Source organism: Sodalis sp. RH22 (assembly GCF_047324165.1).
Lineage (GTDB): Bacteria > Pseudomonadota > Gammaproteobacteria > Enterobacterales > Enterobacteriaceae > Acerihabitans.
Genome location: NZ_CP178731.1, coordinates 3,534,304 through 3,552,278 on the forward strand (window position 1 = coordinate 3,534,304; position 17,975 = coordinate 3,552,278).

At 61.4% G+C, this 17,975-nt stretch carries 17 protein-coding genes and 2 pseudogenes; 14 read left to right on the top strand and 5 right to left on the bottom strand.

The features are described from left to right. The first annotated feature begins 25 nt into the window (after positions 1-25). From ACL2XN_RS16060 to ACL2XN_RS16080, 5 genes are all read left to right on the top strand, one after another. Positions 26-964 (top strand): ABC transporter permease, encoded by a 939-nt coding sequence (locus tag ACL2XN_RS16060; RefSeq protein WP_413729070.1) that lies wholly within the window; start codon positions 26-28, stop codon positions 962-964. Then, the gene (locus ACL2XN_RS16065) at positions 961-1,812 is read left to right on the top strand and encodes an ABC transporter permease (RefSeq protein WP_410012573.1); all 852 of its coding nucleotides are present in this window, start codon (positions 961-963) and stop codon (positions 1,810-1,812) included. The genes ACL2XN_RS16060 and ACL2XN_RS16065 overlap by 4 nt, the downstream gene beginning before the upstream one ends. Before the next feature lie 15 nt (positions 1,813-1,827). Beyond that, a complete protein-coding gene (locus ACL2XN_RS16070) occupies positions 1,828-2,868 on the top strand; it encodes an ABC transporter ATP-binding protein (RefSeq protein ID WP_410012574.1) in 1,041 nt (346 codons plus the stop codon). Next, complete coding sequence (locus ACL2XN_RS16075) at positions 2,868-3,866, top strand: ABC transporter ATP-binding protein (RefSeq protein WP_413727357.1); 999 nt, start codon at positions 2,868-2,870, stop codon at positions 3,864-3,866. Before ACL2XN_RS16070 ends, ACL2XN_RS16075 begins: the two co-directional genes overlap by 1 nt. Positions 3,867-4,105: 239 nt before the next feature. After that, positions 4,106-4,888: a DeoR/GlpR family DNA-binding transcription regulator gene (locus tag ACL2XN_RS16080; RefSeq protein ID WP_410012576.1), complete on the top strand. Its 783-nt coding sequence runs from the start codon at positions 4,106-4,108 to the stop codon at positions 4,886-4,888. Here ACL2XN_RS16080 and ACL2XN_RS16085 read toward each other — a convergent pair. After that, a complete protein-coding gene (locus tag ACL2XN_RS16085; RefSeq protein WP_410012577.1) occupies positions 4,881-5,642 on the bottom strand; it encodes an SDR family NAD(P)-dependent oxidoreductase in 762 nt (253 codons plus the stop codon). The two genes, ACL2XN_RS16080 and ACL2XN_RS16085, sit on opposite strands and share 8 nt — an antisense overlap. A gap of 124 nt (positions 5,643-5,766) precedes the next feature. Between ACL2XN_RS16085 and ACL2XN_RS16090 the strand changes: the two genes are divergently transcribed. From ACL2XN_RS16090 to ACL2XN_RS16100, 3 genes are all read left to right on the top strand, one after another. Further along, positions 5,767-6,681 carry a LysR family transcriptional regulator gene (locus tag ACL2XN_RS16090; RefSeq protein WP_410012578.1) on the top strand — a complete coding sequence of 305 codons (915 nt, stop codon included), beginning with the start codon at positions 5,767-5,769 and terminating at the stop codon, positions 6,679-6,681. 211 nt (positions 6,682-6,892) lie between these two features. Next, positions 6,893-7,105 carry a hypothetical protein gene (locus ACL2XN_RS16095; protein WP_410012579.1) on the top strand — a complete coding sequence of 71 codons (213 nt, stop codon included), beginning with the start codon at positions 6,893-6,895 and terminating at the stop codon, positions 7,103-7,105. A 56-nt stretch (positions 7,106-7,161) separates the two neighbouring features. Then, a complete protein-coding gene (locus tag ACL2XN_RS16100; protein ID WP_410012580.1) occupies positions 7,162-7,695 on the top strand; it encodes a helix-turn-helix transcriptional regulator in 534 nt (177 codons plus the stop codon). Positions 7,696-7,749: 54 nt separating this feature from the next. Here ACL2XN_RS16100 and ACL2XN_RS16105 read toward each other — a convergent pair whose 3' ends face one another. From ACL2XN_RS16105 to ACL2XN_RS16120, 4 genes are all read right to left on the bottom strand, one after another. Further along, positions 7,750-8,574, bottom strand: a complete 825-nt coding sequence (locus tag ACL2XN_RS16105) for an alpha/beta fold hydrolase (RefSeq protein ID WP_410012581.1) — start codon at positions 8,572-8,574, stop codon at positions 7,750-7,752. Positions 8,575-8,661: 87 nt separating this feature from the next. After that, a complete protein-coding gene (locus ACL2XN_RS16110; protein WP_410012582.1) occupies positions 8,662-10,290 on the bottom strand; it encodes an MFS transporter in 1,629 nt (542 codons plus the stop codon). Continuing rightward, entirely contained in the window at positions 10,287-10,703 is a 417-nt protein-coding gene (locus tag ACL2XN_RS16115) for a DoxX family protein (RefSeq protein WP_410012583.1), read from the bottom strand. The genes ACL2XN_RS16110 and ACL2XN_RS16115 overlap by 4 nt, the downstream gene beginning before the upstream one ends. A 2-nt stretch (positions 10,704-10,705) precedes the next feature. Next, entirely contained in the window at positions 10,706-12,577 is a 1,872-nt protein-coding gene (locus ACL2XN_RS16120) for an amidohydrolase (RefSeq protein ID WP_413729072.1), read from the bottom strand. A 265-nt stretch (positions 12,578-12,842) separates the two neighbouring features. Between ACL2XN_RS16120 and ACL2XN_RS16125 the strand changes: the two genes are divergently transcribed. The 6 genes and pseudogenes from ACL2XN_RS16125 to ACL2XN_RS16150 form a co-directional block, all read left to right on the top strand. Further along, positions 12,843-13,529 carry a hydrolase gene (locus ACL2XN_RS16125; protein WP_413729073.1) on the top strand — a complete coding sequence of 229 codons (687 nt, stop codon included), beginning with the start codon at positions 12,843-12,845 and terminating at the stop codon, positions 13,527-13,529. A 65-nt stretch (positions 13,530-13,594) separates the two neighbouring features. Further along, complete coding sequence (locus ACL2XN_RS16130) at positions 13,595-13,897, top strand: DUF1427 family protein (RefSeq protein ID WP_410012586.1); 303 nt, start codon at positions 13,595-13,597, stop codon at positions 13,895-13,897. Beyond that, positions 13,894-14,151 (top strand): DUF1427 family protein, encoded by a 258-nt coding sequence (locus tag ACL2XN_RS16135; protein ID WP_410012587.1) that lies wholly within the window; start codon positions 13,894-13,896, stop codon positions 14,149-14,151. Before ACL2XN_RS16130 ends, ACL2XN_RS16135 begins: the two co-directional genes overlap by 4 nt. 11 nt (positions 14,152-14,162) lie before the next feature. Further along, positions 14,163-14,546 carry a response regulator transcription factor gene (locus ACL2XN_RS16140; RefSeq protein ID WP_413721863.1) on the top strand — a complete coding sequence of 128 codons (384 nt, stop codon included), beginning with the start codon at positions 14,163-14,165 and terminating at the stop codon, positions 14,544-14,546. Positions 14,547-14,554: 8 nt separating this feature from the next. Beyond that, positions 14,555-15,733 (top strand): annotated as a pseudogene (locus tag ACL2XN_RS16145) (serine/threonine protein kinase); the annotation flags it as partial. Positions 15,734-16,210: 477 nt separating this feature from the next. Further along, positions 16,211-17,893, top strand: a pseudogene (locus tag ACL2XN_RS16150) (ATP-binding protein); the annotation flags it as partial. Positions 17,894-17,975 lie beyond the last annotated feature (82 nt).

A 17,975-nucleotide genomic window follows, 5' to 3' on the forward strand; every position in this document is an offset into this window, starting at 1 on the left:
GAACCTGGAACAGGAGAAGAGAGGGGTGTCAGAGTTTGCCTATATCGTTAAACGTATTTTGCTGATTATCCCCACGTTGCTGGTGATCCTGGTGGTGACTTTCGCCATTGTACGGCTGCTGCCGGGCGATCCCGCCAGCGCCATGATTGGCGATCGCAGCACCGAGGCCGACGTGGCGAGGATCAACGCACAGCTGGGACTGGACAAACCGCTGCCGGTGCAATTTTTCTTTTTTGCCCGCCAGGTACTGACCGGCAACCTGGGCAACTCCTATGTGCTGCACAGCCCGGTGACCAGGGTGATTGCCGAGCGCCTGCCGGTCAGCCTGATGCTGACCGCCATGGCCGGCCTGTTCGCGCTGCTGATGGCGATTCCGCTGGCCTTTGTCTCGGCGCTTAAGCGCAATAGCGCCGCCGATATGACTATCCGCGGTTCTTTCCAGGTAACGCTGTCCATGCCGTCGTTTTATATCGGCCTGGTGTTGCTGACGGTGTTTTCCGCCCATCTGCACTGGTTTCCGGTGGGCGGCTACGGCGCCACTTTCACGGATAAGCTGTACCATCTGTTCCTGCCGTCGATGACCCTGGCCCTGAGCCTGGCGGCAGTGCTTATCAATAACCTGCGCACGTCTATTATCGCGGTGCTGGACGCGGAATACATTACCTTTGCCCGCGCCAAGGGGCTGAAAAACCGGGTGATTATGCTGCGCCATGTGATGCGTAATTCGCTTATCCCCACCGTCAGTCTGTTTGCCCTTAATATCGGCACCATTATCGGCAGCGCGGTGATCACCGAAACGGTGTTTGCCGTCCCCGGCATCTGCCGCCTGATGGTCGACAGTATCTTCAGCCGCGACTACCCCATGGTCCAGGGACTGGTCATCGTGCTGTCGGTAATGGTGTCGCTTATTTTCCTGGTGACCGATATCGTCCAGGTCATGATCGACCCGAGGAGAGCGCGATGACGGTCCATCCGGCGCCATCAATGCCGGCCCGTACCTGGCGGCGGCATATCCCCTGGCCACTGCTGAGCACGGCCATCATCCTGCTGTTCAGCCTGGCCGCCGGTTTTTTCCCGCAGTTGATCGCCCCCTACGATCCGCTGGCGTTCGATTACCGCGCCATCCTGAAACCGCCCGGCCCGCATCACCTGTTCGGCACCGATAATTTTGGCCGCGATATTTTTTCACGTGTTATCTATGCCTACCGGGTGGATTTGCAAATCGCCTTGTTTACCACGCTGTTCCCCATGGTTTTCGGCACGCTGGTCGGGCTATTGGTGGGTTTTTACGGCGGCTGGGCGGAAACGCTGTTCCAGCGGGTGGTGGACGCGGTGATCACGTTCCCGCTGCTGGTGCTGGTGATAGCCATCGTGGCAATCCTCGGCCCGGGCCTGGGCAGCATGTATGTGGCGGTCGGCATTATCTATTGGGTGTTCTATGCCCGGCTGATCGCCGGTGAAGTCAGTATCCAGAAACGCCTGGACTATATTGCCGCCGGCCAGGTGATGGGGTATAGCCGGCCGCGCATTATTTTCCGACATTTGTTGCCCAACGTCATGACCACCACCCTGGTGTACTGGATGACCGATATGGCGCTGGCTATTTTGCTCGGCTCCAGCCTGGGCTATCTCGGCCTGGGGGCGCAGCCGCCCACCGCGGAGTGGGGAGTATTAATCGCCGCCGGCAAGAATTTTATGGATACCGCCTGGTGGATCACTATTTTCCCCGGCCTGGCCATCGTGCTTACCGGACTGGGATTCAGCCTGCTGGGCGATGTGCTGGCCGAACGGCTCCGGCCCGGACACCGCTGATGAGGGAGGTCGAGAATGCATGCCACGACAGCGCCAGGCCCTGAATTACCAGGCAAGGCGCCGGGCGCGCCGGGTGACGATACCCTGCGGGTCAGCAACCTGAACACCGTTATCCATACCCCGCGCGGGATGATAAAGGCCATCCAGGATATCAGTTTTGAACTGCGGCCCGGCGAAATACTCGGGCTGGTGGGCGAATCCGGCTCCGGCAAAAGCGTGACGCTGCGTTCCCTGCTGCGCCTTATGCCCGGGTCGGCCCAGGTTAGCGGTTCGGTGACCTGGCGGGGACGGGAACTCATCGACGCCGCGCCGCAAGAATTGCAACGCATCCGCGGCGGCGACATCGCCATGATTTTCCAGGAGCCGATGATCGCCCTCAATCCGGTGTTAACGGTACACCGGCAAATTGACGAGACGCTGCGCGCCCATACGCGGCTTAACGGTCGCCAGCGGCTGGCGCGCACCGTTGAACTGCTTAACCAGGTCGGCATTCCCGACGCCCGGCGCCGGCTGGAAAACTACCCCCACGAGTTTTCCGGCGGCATGCGCCAGCGGGTGATGATTGCCATCGCGCTGGCGGGAGAACCCAGCCTGCTGCTGGCGGATGAGCCGACCACCGCGCTGGACGTCACCATCCAGCAGCAAATCCTTAATCTGCTGCTGTCCCTGCGGGACAGGCTGCATATGGGCATTATTTTCGTCACCCACGATCTGGGGGTGGTGGCGCAGCTGTGCGATCGGGTGGCGGTGATGTACGCCGGCCGCATCGTGGAATCGGGCGAGGTGGGTGCGGTGTTTGCAACGCCACGCCACCCCTATACCCAGGGTTTGATGGGCTCGGTGCCGCGGGTCGGCGTGGAACGCACGCCGCTGCTCTCCATCGAGGGCACGCCGCCCTCGCTGTTGGACCCGCCGCCGGGCTGCAGCTTTAACCCGCGCTGCGCGTACGCCACGGATCTGTGCCGCCAGCAGGTACCGCCGCTGCTGTCCCTGGCGGACCACCGGGGCGTGGCCTGCCACCATTATCAACATCTGGTCAAAACGCGGAGCCTGTGATGAACGGATTAACCCCGGCGGACGAACAACCGATTATCTGCGTCGAGGACGCACAGGTGCGTTTTGCGGTAAAACAATCGCTTTGGCATCGGTTGCAGGGGCACCCGCCCCAGTTTATCCAGGCGCTTAACGGCGTCAGGCTGGAATTACAGCGGGGTGAAACCCTGGGGGTGGTGGGCGAATCGGGTTGCGGCAAATCAACGCTGGCGCGGGCGCTGGTGGGCCTGCTGGCGGCCGATGACGGCCGCATCCGCTTTAAAGGCCAGGATATCGCCGCGCTGCGCGGCAAGGGAAGGCGCGATTTCAACCGCCAGGTGCAGATGATCTTCCAGGACCCGTATGGTTCGCTTAACCCGCGCATGACGGTGGGACAGGTATTGCGCGAGGCGCTCTCGGTACACAGGATGTGCCCGCGCGCCGCGATCCCGGCGCGCATCATGGCGCTGCTCGAACTGGTACGCCTGCCCGCCGACGCGGTGGATAAGCTGCCCCATGAATTTTCCGGCGGCCAACGCCAGCGCATCGGCATTGCCCGGGCGCTGGCGGTGGCGCCGGAAGTGCTGGTGGCGGACGAACTGGTGTCGGCGCTGGATGTCTCGGTACAGGCGCAAGTAGTGAACCTGCTGCTGGATTTACAGCAAAAGCTGGCGCTGACGGTGCTGTTTGTCGCCCATGACCTGCGGCTGGTACGGCATATTTCCCATCGCGTGGCGGTGATGTATCTGGGTGAAGTCATTGAAACCGGCGCGACGGAGGTCCTGTACCGGCAGCCGCTGCATCCCTATACCCAGGCGCTGCTGCGCGCGGCGCCCGGCATGGATCCGGCCAACCGCGTCGCCACGGTCAGCCTGGCCGGCGAGTTGCCAAGCCCCCTGTCGCCGCCCCCGGGCTGCCGTTTCCATACCCGCTGCCCCTATGTCACGGACCGCTGCCGCGCGGAACATCCCATCCTGCGCGCCAAACCTTCCGGGCAGCAGGTGGCCTGCCATTTGGCCTGAGGAATTTTTTTGGCACTATATAACTGAATTAATTGAAAAGATTGGCAATCAGGCGCAGCCATTTTGACCACGCCGACCGGCGCGGGCATAAGGCAGCAAGCCATACCGGCTATCTTGCTGGTTAGATGACGGGGACAAAAGCGCGGCGTTTGATATTGGCTGGACAGCTAAAGCCAACTCTGACAGCATGGCGATATCCATAAAATCAGCCGTGCCATTGGCTTAACTGAACGGGCGCTATGAAGGGACAAAGTCGTTTAGATCAGATTATGGAATACCTTAAAAGCCATAATCTGGTCACCGTGGAACAACTGGTCGAGGCGATAACCGCCTCCCCCGCGACCATTCGCCGCGATTTAATCAAACTTGATGAGCAGGGCGTTATCAGCCGTACCCACGGCGGCGTCACGCTCAACCGTTTTATCCCCGCGCAGCCGACCACCAATGAAAAACAGCAGCGCAACCTGCTGGAGAAACAGGCCATCGCCGAACTGGCGGCGCAATGCGTGCGGCCCGGCGACGCCGTCGTGCTGGATGCGGGCACCACCATGCTGGAACTGGCGCGCCATCTGACCCATCTGCCGTTGCGGGTTATCACCTCGGATTTGCATATCGCGCTGTTCTTATCGGAATTCAAGCAAATCGAGGTGACGATTACCGGCGGACGTATTGATGACAGCAGCCAGTCCTGCATCGGCGACCACGGCCGCCAGCTGCTGCAGAAAATCTATCCGGACGTGGCCTTTATCAGTTGTAACTCCTGGAGCCTGGAAAAGGGCGTGACCACGCCGACAGAGGATAAAGCGGCGCTCAAACGGGATCTCGCCGCCCATGCCGGACGGCGTATCCTGCTGGCGGACAGCAGTAAATACGGCGCTTACTCGCTGTTCTGCGCCATGCCCCTGGCGGACTTAACCGACATCATCACCGACGACAAACTCCCGCCGCCGGTCATGGCGGAACTGCGCCGGCAGCCCTGCGCCCTGCAGCTGGCGGACAGCGCGGCCCGGCGCGTCAGATAAACATGCCGCCGGAGGCTTCGATACGCTGGCCGGTCATCCAATGAGTACCCTCGGCAAGCAGGGCGGCCACCGCGCCGCCGATATCGTCGGGCAGACCCGCCCGGCCCAGGGCGGTGTTGGCGGCGATAAGCTGATTGACCTGCTGGTTATCGCGCACTATCCCACCGCCGAAGTCCGTTTCTATCGCCCCGGGAGCCAGGGCATTTACGCTGATGCCCCTGCCGCCCAATTCTTTGGCCTGATAGCGGGTCAACACCTCAAGGCCGCCTTTCATGGTGGCGTACGCGGCGGCGGCCGTCGAGGCGGTGAAACGCGTCAGGCCGGTGGAGATATTCAGGATGCGCCCGCCGTCGGCTATCAGCGGCAGCAGTTTTTGCGTCAGGAAAAACGGTCCCTTCAAATGAATCCTGAACAGCTCATCAAACTGCTGTTCGGTGGTGTCGGCGATAGCGGCATGCAGCCCGATGCCCGCATTGTTGACCAGATAATCAAACCGATCGCATTGAAACTCCCCGGCCAGGGTGCGGCCGACTTCGGCGGCAAATTCACTGAACCGGCTACTGTCGCCGACGTCCAGCTGCAGCATGACCGCCTTGCCGCCGGCCCGTTGAATCTCCGCCACCAGCGCCTGCGCTTCCTCGGCCCGGCTATGATAGGTGCCGATAATATCCACGCCCTTTGCCGCCAGGTGCAGAGCGGCGTTTTTGCCCAGTCCACGGCTGGCGCCGGTAATTAAAGCAATTTTGTGACTCATCTCGATGTGCTCCTGTGGGTAGGTAAATCTGTCGGTCTACAGCTTATTAGCCGGCGGGGTATAGATAAACCCGCAAAAAGCGGAAATACTGTTCGGTATGACAGGACAATAATCCGGACATACGATGGTCAACAAGCTTGAGCTGCTGCGCAGTTTTATTCGCGTCAGCGAACTGTCCAGTTTTACCCAGGCGGGCGAGAGCCTTGGCCTGCCTAAATCAACGGTATCGGAACATGTCCAGACCCTGGAAGCCCTGGTGGGCGCCAGGCTGCTGCATCGCACGACCCGCCGCGTCACGGCCACCCAGGACGGGCTGGCGCTGTATGAGCGCGGCAAGGATATGCTGGCGAACATGGATGAACTTGAGGGATTATTCCGCCAGGACGGCCTGGTGCTGGCCGGGCGATTGCGGGTGGATATGCCCGCCGGTATTGCCCGCGCCCTGGTATTGCCGCAATTGGGCGAATTTATGCAAAAATATCCCAACCTGCGCATTGAAATCAGCTGCACCGATCGCCGGGTGGATATCGTGCGCGAAGGTTTTGACTGCGTCCTGCGTATCGGCGAACTGACCGAGGCTTCCCTGGTCGCCCGGCGGCTGGGCCGGCTGCCCATGGTGAACTGCGCCAGTCCGTCTTACCTGGCGGCCTATGGCATACCCAGGACGCCGGCGGATCTGGCCGGCCATGTGCTGATCCATTATGTCTCCAGCCTGGGATCGCGCGCGGAGGGATTTGTTTACCGCCATCAGGGCAAGTACCTGAGCCAGGAGCTTCCCTCGCTGGTCACGGTGAACAATGTTGATGCCTATAACGCGGCCTGTCTCGGCGGCCTGGGTATTATCCAGGCGCCGGCCATCGGCCTGGAGGAGCATCTGGCCGCCGGACGACTGGTGGCGATCCTGCCCGACTGCCCCGCGCCGCCTATGGACGTTTCGCTGGTCTATGCCGATCGCCGTTATCTGCCCCAGCGCGCGCGGGTGTTTATGGACTGGCTGGCGGCACAGCTTGCGCCGCATATCAGCGCGCAGCGGCCATAGGCGCCACGGTGATAAACCGCTGGGCGGTGGCGGCCGCACCGCCCAGCCATTATCCCGGGATTTGCGGCGCCGCTCGCTAATCCACTGTTAAATAACCCGTTATACTCTCTTCTTGCGAAAGATTTGTTACTCTCAGCCGGCAGGAGACTGCCATCTACCGTTGACAAGCGTCAACATTTCTAATACATTAACCCAAGCAATAGGGAGGGAGATGAAGGATCATCCCAACAAGCATATTCAGGCGGCGATTGAATATGCTCTCTCCAAAGGCTGGCGATTTCGCCATGGCAAAGGGCATGCGTTTGGCCGCCTGACCTGCGGCGTGCCCGGCCATGAAGAACATCAAATGCGTGTCTGGTCTACGCCCCGCAGCGCGGAAAACCATGCCAGGCAGCTTCGCCGCAAGATCAATCACTGCCGGTAACATGGCCACATGCTTTATTACGCAAAGGCGGATCTCCGCCTTTAATCGAGGTGACAATGGCATTGTACAATTTTGCGCTTACCCTCTCCGGCGTAACCGCAGAGACCAAAGGACTGGAAGACCGGCTGTTCGAGAGCGGCTGCGATGACGCCCTGGTGTGTTTTTATGGTAAATCCGTGTACCTGGAATTCGATCGCGACAGCGCGTCTTTCGCCCAGGCGGTGTTAAGCGCCATCGGTGATATCGAATCGGCGGATTTGGGCGCCAGGGTCATCTCGGTGGATGCCAACCTGGTTGGTTTAAGCGATATCGCCGAGCTGTCGGATATGTCGCGGCAGGCGGTTGCCATGCTCAAGGACGGCACTCGCGGCTCCGGCGATTTCCCCTCGCCGGTGCAAAGGATCAAAGGCGTATCGCCCTTATGGCGCTGGGCCGACGTGGCCGAATGGCTCGCGGCAAAAGGAAAGCTACACCCTGATATCGCCGTCAATGCCCGGCAACTTGATATTATCAATATGGCCCTGCAACTGCGCGAAACCAAGCAGCGCAAGCAAATCGGCGATTATCTGGCCCTATTGGAAGCGTCCTGATCCATAACCTATCAGGACGCGGCGCAGCCTGCCTATTCACAGGGCCGGGATGGTTTAATCCTGCTGTATAAAGGCCAGCAAATCCTGATTCAATCGGTCTTTATGGGTAAAACACAGGGCATGGGGGGCGCCGGGATACACTTTCAGGATGGCCGACGGGATTGCCGCCGCCGCGAGTTTACCCGTCGCCGCAAAAGGCACCACCTGATCGTCATCGCCATGGATGACCAGGGTCGGCAATGAAAATGCCGGCATATCCTGGCGAAAATCCGTTTCCGAGAACGCGGTGACGCAGTCCAGGGTGCCTTTAAGGGAGGCCAGCAGGGCGATATTCAGCGTTTGGGTGAGGATGCCGGCCGAAACCTTGCTATCGGGGCGATTGGTACCGTAGAACACCGTGCTGAAATCGCTTAAAAACTGCGGCCGGTCGGCGGCCAGGCCCGCTTTTATGCCGTCGAAGACCGATTTATCCACGCCTTCGGGATGATCGGCGGTTTTGATAAACAACGGGGTTACCGCGCTTATCAGCACCGCCTTTGCCAATCGCCGGGTGCCGTGGCGGGCAATGTAGCGCGCGACTTCGCCGCCGCCCATGGAAAACCCCACCAGCACCGCGTGCTGGATCTCCAGCTTTTGCAGCAGTTCCTCCAGATCATCGGCGAAGGTATCATAATCATAACCCTCCCAGGGCTGGCTGGAACGGCCGAAACCACGGCGATCGTAGGCAATCGCGCGATAACCTTTTGCCGCCAGGAAAGTCATCTGGTATTCCCACATATCGGCATCCAGCGGCCAGCCGTGGACAAAGATCACCGGCTGTCCCTGCCCCCAGTCCTTGAAATAGATTTCTGTGCCGTCACGGGTCATAAAAGTAGTCATAGGTATACTCCTTACAGGGTGTGTGCGGGAAAACTGAAGGTGTGTACATTCCTGGATTCAGGGCGTCATATCTGTTGCCGTAATGCGCTATTCAGGCGCCACCAGATGGCGCACCACCGGCGGCTGCTCGCCATGATGGAATGCGCGCACCCGATCCTGGATGCGTTTATCATTCACCGTGTGACGCTCATGCTGTCGCAGATGTTCAAGCCAGGACCCGACGACAAACACCTCGACACACTTGCCGGGAAACTCGATGTCCTCATACACCGCCCAGGTCAGCGCGCCGCCGCGCCGGCGGACGCGCCGCATTTCCTGGATCGCGCGCATAAAGGCGGGTATTTCCCCGGGTTCAACCTGATACTCGACGCTTATCATCACTGGGCCCCGGTCATGCTCTATGGCGGACTCCGGCGCCAGGGGGTGATCCGTGGGTTCAAGGTTTAAATCGGGATCTTGGTTTAACCGCCAGCGCAGGGCGGTGGCGGTGCCCAATACCATGCCGATGGCGGCCACGGCCAGGGAGGTGGATATAGTCAGCTGCGACGCCAGCTTCCCCCAGACAGCGCTGCCGGCGGTCATGGAGCCGAAAAATACCGTCAGGTAAACGGCCAGGGCGCGCGCCTTTACCCAGCGCGCCGCGCTGCGCTGCGCGCCGACATTCAGGGTCGACAGCACGGTTATCCAGGCAAAACCGGTAAAAAACTGGATACCGGCAAGCCACCAGAAATGGCGGACAAAGGCGAGCGCCAGCATGGTAAGCGCAAACAGCAGGCTGGCCAGTACCGTCAGGCTGTCGGGCGTCAGCTTTTTACGCAGCCCCGGCAGCAGGATGGCGCCGCAAATCGCGCCGATGCCGATGGCCGCCAGCAGCACGCCATATCCGCCTGGCCCCAGGCCCAATTCGCGTTGCGCCACCAGCGGCAATAATGCCCAGCCGGCGCTGCCGAAAAGGAAGAACGCCATGGCCCGCACCAGTACCGTGCGCAACACCGGCGCCGCATGGACATAACGCAGCCCCACGCGCATGGCGGAAAAAAAATGCTCGGGCGGCAGGCGCTGGATGGCGGTGTCGGTTTTCCAGCGGTACAGCACGACGATGACGCCCACCACCGACAGGGCATTCAGCATAAAAACCACCGCCGGACCGGAAAACGATAAAATCAGGCCGCCAAGGGCGGGGCCGATGGCGCGGCTAATATTGATGCCAAGCGAGTTCAGGGCGATGGCGGGCGCCAGATCCGCGCGCGGTATCAGATCCGGCACGATGGCCTGGAACGGCGGCGAGCTCATGGCGGCGCCGGTGCTTAGCAGGAACGCCGCGGCCAGCAGCAGGGGCGGCGTCATCTGGCCTGACAACGCCAGCAGCGCCATGGCCACCGCCACCGCCAGTACCCAGGCCTGCGAAAACAGCAGATATTTGCGCCTGTCGACGATATCGGCCATCACCCCCGAGGGCAGCGCAAACAGGAACATGGGCAGGCTGCCGGCGGCCTGGACCATAGCCACCATCAGCGGGTCGGAATTAAGGGTGAGCATCATCCAGCTGGTGCCCACATCACTCATCCAGGAACCGATATTGGAGGCCACCGTGGCAATCCACAACATACGGAAGACGCGCTGGCGCAGCGGGCTCCAGGAAGAGGGCGGCGCGGCCGCCGCGCTGTCCCCGCCGGCGGCATCCTGATTGAAAACCTGTTTGTCCGATGTCGTCATAAGATACCTCCCCGCGCCGCCGGCCGCAGGCTCCAGCGGCCGGGACCGCATAACCCGATGGTGGTAAAGATAATCAGCAGCAGCCAGCCGAATTGTCCTTCCGCCACCGACCAGTCCGGATGAACCGCCAGCATGGCGATAAGCAATACCGCGATGATGGGCAGACAGGCCGCCCTGGCGGCCACGCCCAACGCGATAAACACCGGGCAGACCACTTCGGCGAAAATGGCGGCCCACAGGCTCAGGGACGCCCCCAGCCCAAAAGGATCCTCAATCCTGGTGAGCTCATCGGCGTAGTGCAGCACTTTAGGCGCGCCGTGTACGTACAACAGCATAAAACAGCCGGTCAGGCGCAGGAACAGCAGGCCCAGGTCGACCTGCGGGGTGAGGTAAAACCGCCCGGTGGTTTTCATGGTCAAAACGCAAAGCAGCTGCAGCCCAGCGCGCCCCAAAAACCGGCGTGATTGGCGACCGGCACCGAGGAACCGCGCGCGGCGTCATGGGCGTGGCCGTGGACGCCGCAGGCACCGGCGCAGGCATGGGGCAACATCGGGGCGCGGGCGGCGGTCAGTTGGCGGTAATGTCCCGGCACCAGGGCGACGGGCGACCAGTCCGGCAGCACCGGGATTGCCGCCGGGCCGTGGGAGGTAAACTCGCCGTCCGCATACACGACTTTACCGCCGACGAGGGTCATCAGCGACGCGATGGATTTGATCTCATCCTCGTGCACGGCAAAAAAATCCGCGGTCAATACCGCCATATCGGCAAGCTGGCCGGCCTTGATCCGTCCTTTTTTATCCTGCTCGCCGGAGAACCAGGCGCTGCCGGCGGTCCACAGCTCAAGGGCAATATCACGGGGCAGACGATTCGCACTATCGTAAAGCTTCATGCCGCCGACGGTGCGGCCCGATACCAGCCAGTAGAGCGCGGTCCAGGGGTTATAGCTGGCCACGCGGGTGGCGTCCGTGCCGCCGCCCACCGGCACGCCCATCGCCAGCATGCGCGCGATGGGCGGCGTATGGCTCGCCGCCGCCGCGCCGTAGCGATCGACAAAATATTCGCCCTGAAAAGCCATGCGGTGCTGGATGGCAATACCGCCGCCCAGGGCGCGCACCCGCTCGATATTGGGCGGCGTAATGGTTTCGCAGTGGTCAAATAACCAATGCAAGCCGTCGAAGGGGATCTCGCGATTCACCTTTTCAAACACGTCCAGCATGCGGCTGATGGATTCGTTATAAGTGGCGTGCAAACGGAAGGGCCAGCGATTGGAGACCAAATGCCGGACCACCTGCTCAAGTTCGTTCTCCATGCCGGCGGCCAAATCCGGCCTCGGCTCCAGGAAGTCCTCGAAATCGGCGGCGGAGAACACCAGCATTTCGCCCGCGCCGTTGTGCCGGTAAAAGTCATCCCCCTGCCCGGGCTTGACCATGGCGGTCCATTTTTGAAAATCCTCCAGCTCCGCGCCTTTACGCTGGGTAAACAAATTGTAGGCGATGCGCACCGTCAGCTGGCCTTCCCGCGCCAGTTGATCCACCACGTCATAATCCTCGGGGTAGTTCTGGAAACCGCCGCCGGCATCAATGGCGCTGGTGACGCCGAGCCGGTTGAGTTCGCGCATAAACTGCCGGGTGGAATTCACCTGGTACTCCAGCGGCAACGTCGGCCCTTTTGCCAGGGTGGCATACAGGATCATGGCGTTCGGGCGGGCTATCAGCATGCCGGTGGGATTACCCGCCGCATCGCGCTGGATTTCGCCGCCCGGAGGATTGGGCGTCTCCCTGGTATAGCCGACGACCCGCAGCGCGGCGCGGTTAAGCAGCGCGCGATCGTAAAGATGCAGTACAAAGACCGGCGTATCCGGCGCCGCCGCATTAAGCTCGTCCAGGGTCGGCATCCGGCGCTCCGCAAACTGGAACTCGGTCCACCCGCCCACGACCCTGACCCACTGCGGATGTGGCGTGCGGTCCGCCTGCGCCTTTAACATCGCCAGGGCGTCGGACAATGACGGCACCCCTTCCCAGCGCAGTTCGAGGTTATAGTTCAGCCCGCCGCGGATCAGGTGGAGATGGGAGTCGTTCAGGCCGGGAACGACGGTACGCCCCCCCAGATCAATAACCTTGGTCTGCGTACCGCGGTAACGCATCACCGACGCGGCGTCGCCGACGTCCAGGAATGCTCCCTTGCCGACGGCTACCGCGTCGGCAAGGGGATTTTGCCGGTCCAGGGTATGAAACCTTCCATTCACCAGGATTAACTCGGCTGTCTCTGCTTTATCGGGCGAAACCATAAAACCTCCGGAACTGTGGGCAGCGCCAGGCTGCGGGCGGAAACGCGCACCGGGCGGTCAGGCGTGGTCGCGTTGGCAATGGCTGGATTATTATCGCCGGCGCGGATCACCGTCTAGTTATACATAGAGATAATGGTTTCGCTTATTTCCCCGGCCTACCATCTCAGCAGATGGATGTTCCGCTGACTTCCGGCTTCCATCGTCCCAACCGGCGCGCCGCGTAAGCGCGGGCGATCCTTTCCTTCCACCCTCTCGGGATACCATTATGATTGATTCAAAACTTGACGTGCTGACGCCCTCCAACTGCCAGATGATTTTTATCGATCAGCAGCCGCAAATGGCGTTCGGCGTACAGTCGATAGATCGCCAGGTGTTAAAGAACAATACGGTGGCGCTGGCGAAAGCGGCGAAGGTGTTCGGCATTCCCACCATCATCACTACGGTGGAAACCCTGAGTTTTTCCGGCCATACCTATCCGGAACTGCTGGATGTATTTCCCACCCACGACATCCTTGAACGCTCGTCGATGAACTCCTGGGACGACCAGAAAGTGCGCGATGCGCTGGCCGCCACCGGCAAGAAAAAAGTCGTGGTCTCGGGACTGTGGACCGAGGTGTGCAACAACAGTTTTGCCCTGTGCGCCATGGCGGAGGGCGATTATGAAATCTATATGGTGGCCGACGCATCGGGCGGCACGTCCAGGGAAGCCCATGATTACGCCATGCAGCGCATGATCCAGGCCGGCGTGATCCCGGTGACCTGGCAACAGGTGATGCTGGAGTGGCAGCGGGACTGGGCGCGCAAGGAAACTTACGACGCCGTGATGGCTATCGTGCGGGAGCATTCCGGCGACTACGGCATGGGCGTGGATTATGCCTATACCATGGTGCATAAGGCGCCGGAAAGGGGCCATGGCGATCACCATACCCTGGCGCCGGTTCCCGCGAAATAACCGCTCTCCCGGCCGGCGTGTCCCCATGGCGCGCCCGGCCGCTTCCCGTTAAAGCAGGGGTGAATATGAATGCTTATTGTATTTCGCTGGGCGCCGGGGTTCTGATCGGCCTGGTCTATGCGCTGCTGAAAGTGCGCTCCCCCGCCCCGCCCGCCATCGCCCTCATCGGCCTGCTGGGGATGCTTATCGGCGAACAGCTGTCGGCGCTGGTGATAAGCCAGGCCTTTGCGGCGCAAGCCACGCCACGCCACGCGGCAAACGCCGCCCCGGCAAAAAAGACCGTTGCCTCCTTAACGGCGCAAGACGCGGCTCTCACGCCCAATCGATCCCTGCGCGGCGAGTCATCCGCTCCGGGAGGAGGTCTATGAAATCCTACGTTGTTTCCCTGCTGGCCGGGGTGTTAGCCGGCGTGATTTATTCATTGCTGCAGGTGCGTTCACCCGCGCCGCCGGTTATTGCCCTGCTGGGCCTGCTCGGTATGCTGATAGGAGAGCAGATTGTGCCGGTCTGCCGGCGCCTGCTGAAGCGGGAGCCGCTGACCCTGGCATGGTTTCGCACGGAGTGTGTCCCCAAGATCAGCGGCGCGCCGCCGCCCGATACCCGAAAGCCCCCGCCATCCTAGGGACGACCGTCATGACGCCCTCGTTGCTTATAGCCATTATCGACGACGATCGTTCCGTAAGAAGCGGATTAAGTAATTTATTGCAATCCGCCGGTTATGCGACGATATCTTTTGAATCGGCGGAGCAATTCCTGAATGATGAAGCGCGGGATAGCATCGATTTCGTCATCCTGGATGTCAAATTGAAAGGGATAAACGGGTTTGAACTTATCAGCCGCCTGGGACAATCCCGACCGGGGCTGCCGGTCATGCTGATTTCCGGCCATGGCGACGAGGACATGGCACAAAGGGCGCTAAACGCCGGCGCGGTTTCTTTTATGCGTAAACCTATCGATGTGGATATGCTGTTGGAGCATATCCAGCGGGTATTAGCCCAACGCGGGGGAAGTCCATGATCAATGCAATGCCGCCGGCGCCACGATCGCGCTTAACCGATGACAAGACGCACCCTGCCCCCGATCCCTTATCCGCCCCGGCGAATGGCGCCATCGCCGCTTTTCTCTCCCAGGCCCTGAGTATTTGCGCCGCGCTGCGGCTGTTGCATGCCGAGGGGATAATCCATGGCGCGCTGACGCCCGCCGCGCTGTCGATGACCGACGATGGCGCTTGCCGCCTTGATATGGGCGGCCCGGCGACGCGCGCGGCGGCGGCGCCGGCGGGCATGCCGGTCAGCAAGGATATGCTGGCCTATATGTCGCCCGAACATACGGGACGGACCCAATGCGGCGTCGACGCCCGCAGCGATCTGTATTCCCTGGGGATGATTTTTTATGAACGGCTGGCCGGCCGGCCGCCGTTTGTGTTCCCCGGCGGCGGCGGGGTAGCCGAATGGATACATCACCATATCGCCTGCGAGCCGGCGGCGCCCCATACCCTGCGGCCGTCTGTGCCGGAAATGTTATCGCAGGTGGTGATGAAACTGCTGGCTAAATCTGCGCAAAGCCGCTACCAGACCATCGAAGGGTTGATGGCGGATTTCAGGCGATGCCGTTCTGCGCTGGCGGCGTACGGCCATATCCGGCACTTTATACCGGGGCTGCAGGATGTTTCCCCGTCGTTGCGGCCGTCCGATGGCCGCTTCACGCCGCCCAGCGGTCTCCAGGCTTTTTCCGCCGCGTTTACCCGGGTGAAAAGCCAGGGAACCCATGCGCTGGTGGTGGTCGGCGGCCCTCCTGGGATCGGCAGATCATCGCTGATTGCCCGCGCCCTGGCGGGACTGCGGGGAGAAGACGCGCTCCTGGCCGTCGCCCGGGTCTGCCGGTATCGACAGGTACTGCCGTTCGCCGTGCTGTCGGAGGCGTTCAGATCGCTTACCCTGTATATGCTCGGGCAACCGGCGGCGCAAATCGATGCGCTGAAAACACGTCTCGCGTCGGCGCTTGGCGATGATGCGGGGCTGGCCATCAATCTGGTACCGGAACTGGCATTGATATTGGGTAAAAAAAGCCCGCTGTACGCGCTTTCCGCCGAGGCGGGAGAAGCGCGGTATAACCCTATGATATATGGCCTGGCCAGCGCCTTTGCCTCTTTGGGCCGCCCGCTGGTATTGGCCATCGACGACATTCAGTGGATAGACCCGGCCAGCATGGGCCTGCTGGAGCACCTGATGGCCCATACCGCCATGCTGCCGCTGCTGCTGGTGGTTGCGTTACGCGACGCGACATCCCCCGGGGACCCGTCGCGTCCCGCGCCGCTTGCCACGCTGCGCCATAACGCGGCGCGGGTGGTGGATATCCAGCCCGCGCCCTTAAGCCCCGCCGCCCTGGCCCGATGGCTGGCGCGCGATTTTCGTACCACACCCGCCAATATGGCGGCGCTTGCCGGTTTGGCGCATGCCGAGACCGGCGGCAATCCTTTACTCGCCCGGCAGTTTATCAACGGCGTTATCAATGACGGACTGGCCACCAGGGCCAGGCGAAACGGTAAATGGCAATTTTCCCTGGCGGCCATACGGGCGCGCCGGGGCGCTAAAAACGCAGCCGGGCTGATGCGAAAGGAGATGTTCGCTCTACTCGACAGCCGGGAGAAAAGCGGCGATGGCGGCGGTTTCCCCGCGGGGGTTTCCTTTAGGCAGGCCCAGGAAAACCAGGATCTGCAAAGCGTTATCATCGCCTCGAGGGCATTATCCGAGGAAATCGATCTCGGCCGGCTGATTCATATCCTGATGAAAATGACGCTGGAGCACGCGGGCGCCCAGCGCGGCCTGCTGATCAGGGTGATCGCCGGTTCGCCGGTTATCGAGGCGCGGGCCGACACCACCGTCGCCGGCGTAAACGTACAGGTGGTCAAGGCCGCGCCGGTGGCGGCAGATCTGCCGGTATCCATGCTTAACGCGGTCATTCGCACCGGCCAGGAAATCCGCCTGGGCGCGCCGGGGGAGTTCAGCCCGTTCAGCCACGACCCCTACCTGATGGCTTCCGGCGCGGCGGCGCTGTGCGTGCCCATGTTTAAACAGGCCCGGCTGGTGGGGGTGCTCTACCTGGAAAACCGGCTGATGCCTGATGCCTTTACCGCCGAACATTCGAAGGTAATTGCGCTGTTGGTGGCGCAGGCCGCCATCTCCATTGAAACCGCCACCCTGTACGCGGAATTGCTCGAGGAGAATATCCAGCGCCGTCGCGTCGAGAACGAGCTGCGCACCAGCCAGACCTCATTAATGCTGGGGGAAAAGATCAGCCACACCGGCAGCTGGCGCTGGGAAACCACCCAGGAAACGCTGGAAATATCGGCCGAATTCGCGCGTATATTCGGTTTGAATGAAGAGCAGCAGGCTATCTCCTATACCGCCTATATCGGTTTTGTCCACCCCGATGACCGAAACCGGATACTCAACCAGATCGACTATTGCCTGGGTAAAGGATTGTCCATGCAAGCCGAGTATCGCATCGTCAGGACTGACGGCACTGTTCGCTACGTGGCGGGAATCGGCGAGCCGATCCCGGCCTGCGGCAATGCCCACGAGTATTTTGGCACCATAACCGATATCACCGCCCGCAAACAGGCCGAGGACGCGGTCAGAGCCGCGCAGGCCGACTTGGCGCGTGTGGCGAGGGCCACGACGGTCGGGCAGCTCACCGCCTCGATTGCCCATGAAATCAACCAGCCGCTGATGTCCATCGTGGCCAACGCCGGCGCCAGCCTGCGCTGGCTGAACCGCGACCCGGCCAGGCTGGATAATGTCCGCACCGGCCTGGAGGATATCATTGCCGAAGGCAAGCGCGCGGGAGAGATGATCCGCAGCCTGCAGGCGCTCACCCGCAACGCGCCGCCCCATTTTGCCCCGGTCGATTTGCACCATACCGCGCATCATATCCTTACCCTTTCCCATAGCGAACTGGAAAGACGCCGGATTGCCATCGAAGATAAGCTATGGGCCGATGCCTTTATCGTCTATGGCGACAGCGTGCAAATCCAGCAGGTGCTGCTTAACCTGGTGATGAACGCCGCGGAAGCCATGGCGGACGTGGATGACCGGCCGCGCATCCTCACCTTGTCCTCCGTCAATCCGGCGCCGGGCAAGATAACCTTCGCCATGGCCGATACCGGTATCGGCCTGAGCGACGAGGTCAGGGCGCGGGTATTCGAGTCTTTTTATACCACCAAGAAGCAGGGCATGGGCATGGGGCTTGCCATCAGCCATGCCATAATCGAAAACCACCGGGGGCAGATGGCGGCGTCACAGTGCCATCCCCACGGCAGCTGTTTTTCGTTCACCCTGCCTGCGCTGCCCACCGGCGCTTAAAGGCAAAACCAGGCCGCGCCGCGGCGGCGTTCGCCCTAATGGCTAAATTCTGAATCCCGCCCCGGCGCCCCGGGAAAGGGTC

Coding starts and splice junctions, on each gene's coding strand:
- ACL2XN_RS16065 (WP_410012573.1), top strand. CDS start 961: ATGACGGTCCATCCGGCGCCATCAATGCCGGCCCGTACCTGGCGGCGG.
- ACL2XN_RS16070 (WP_410012574.1), top strand. CDS start 1,828: ATGCATGCCACGACAGCGCCAGGCCCTGAATTACCAGGCAAGGCGCCG.
- ACL2XN_RS16075 (WP_413727357.1), top strand. CDS start 2,868: ATGAACGGATTAACCCCGGCGGACGAACAACCGATTATCTGCGTCGAG.
- ACL2XN_RS16080 (WP_410012576.1), top strand. CDS start 4,106: ATGAAGGGACAAAGTCGTTTAGATCAGATTATGGAATACCTTAAAAGC.
- ACL2XN_RS16085 (WP_410012577.1), bottom strand. CDS start 5,642: ATGAGTCACAAAATTGCTTTAATTACCGGCGCCAGCCGTGGACTGGGC.
- ACL2XN_RS16090 (WP_410012578.1), top strand. CDS start 5,767: ATGGTCAACAAGCTTGAGCTGCTGCGCAGTTTTATTCGCGTCAGCGAA.
- ACL2XN_RS16095 (WP_410012579.1), top strand. CDS start 6,893: ATGAAGGATCATCCCAACAAGCATATTCAGGCGGCGATTGAATATGCT.
- ACL2XN_RS16100 (WP_410012580.1), top strand. CDS start 7,162: ATGGCATTGTACAATTTTGCGCTTACCCTCTCCGGCGTAACCGCAGAG.
- ACL2XN_RS16105 (WP_410012581.1), bottom strand. CDS start 8,574: ATGACTACTTTTATGACCCGTGACGGCACAGAAATCTATTTCAAGGAC.
- ACL2XN_RS16110 (WP_410012582.1), bottom strand. CDS start 10,290: ATGACGACATCGGACAAACAGGTTTTCAATCAGGATGCCGCCGGCGGG.
- ACL2XN_RS16115 (WP_410012583.1), bottom strand. CDS start 10,703: ATGAAAACCACCGGGCGGTTTTACCTCACCCCGCAGGTCGACCTGGGC.
- ACL2XN_RS16120 (WP_413729072.1), bottom strand. CDS start 12,577: ATGGTTTCGCCCGATAAAGCAGAGACAGCCGAGTTAATCCTGGTGAAT.
- ACL2XN_RS16125 (WP_413729073.1), top strand. CDS start 12,843: ATGATTGATTCAAAACTTGACGTGCTGACGCCCTCCAACTGCCAGATG.
- ACL2XN_RS16130 (WP_410012586.1), top strand. CDS start 13,595: ATGAATGCTTATTGTATTTCGCTGGGCGCCGGGGTTCTGATCGGCCTG.
- ACL2XN_RS16135 (WP_410012587.1), top strand. CDS start 13,894: ATGAAATCCTACGTTGTTTCCCTGCTGGCCGGGGTGTTAGCCGGCGTG.
- ACL2XN_RS16140 (WP_413721863.1), top strand. CDS start 14,163: ATGACGCCCTCGTTGCTTATAGCCATTATCGACGACGATCGTTCCGTA.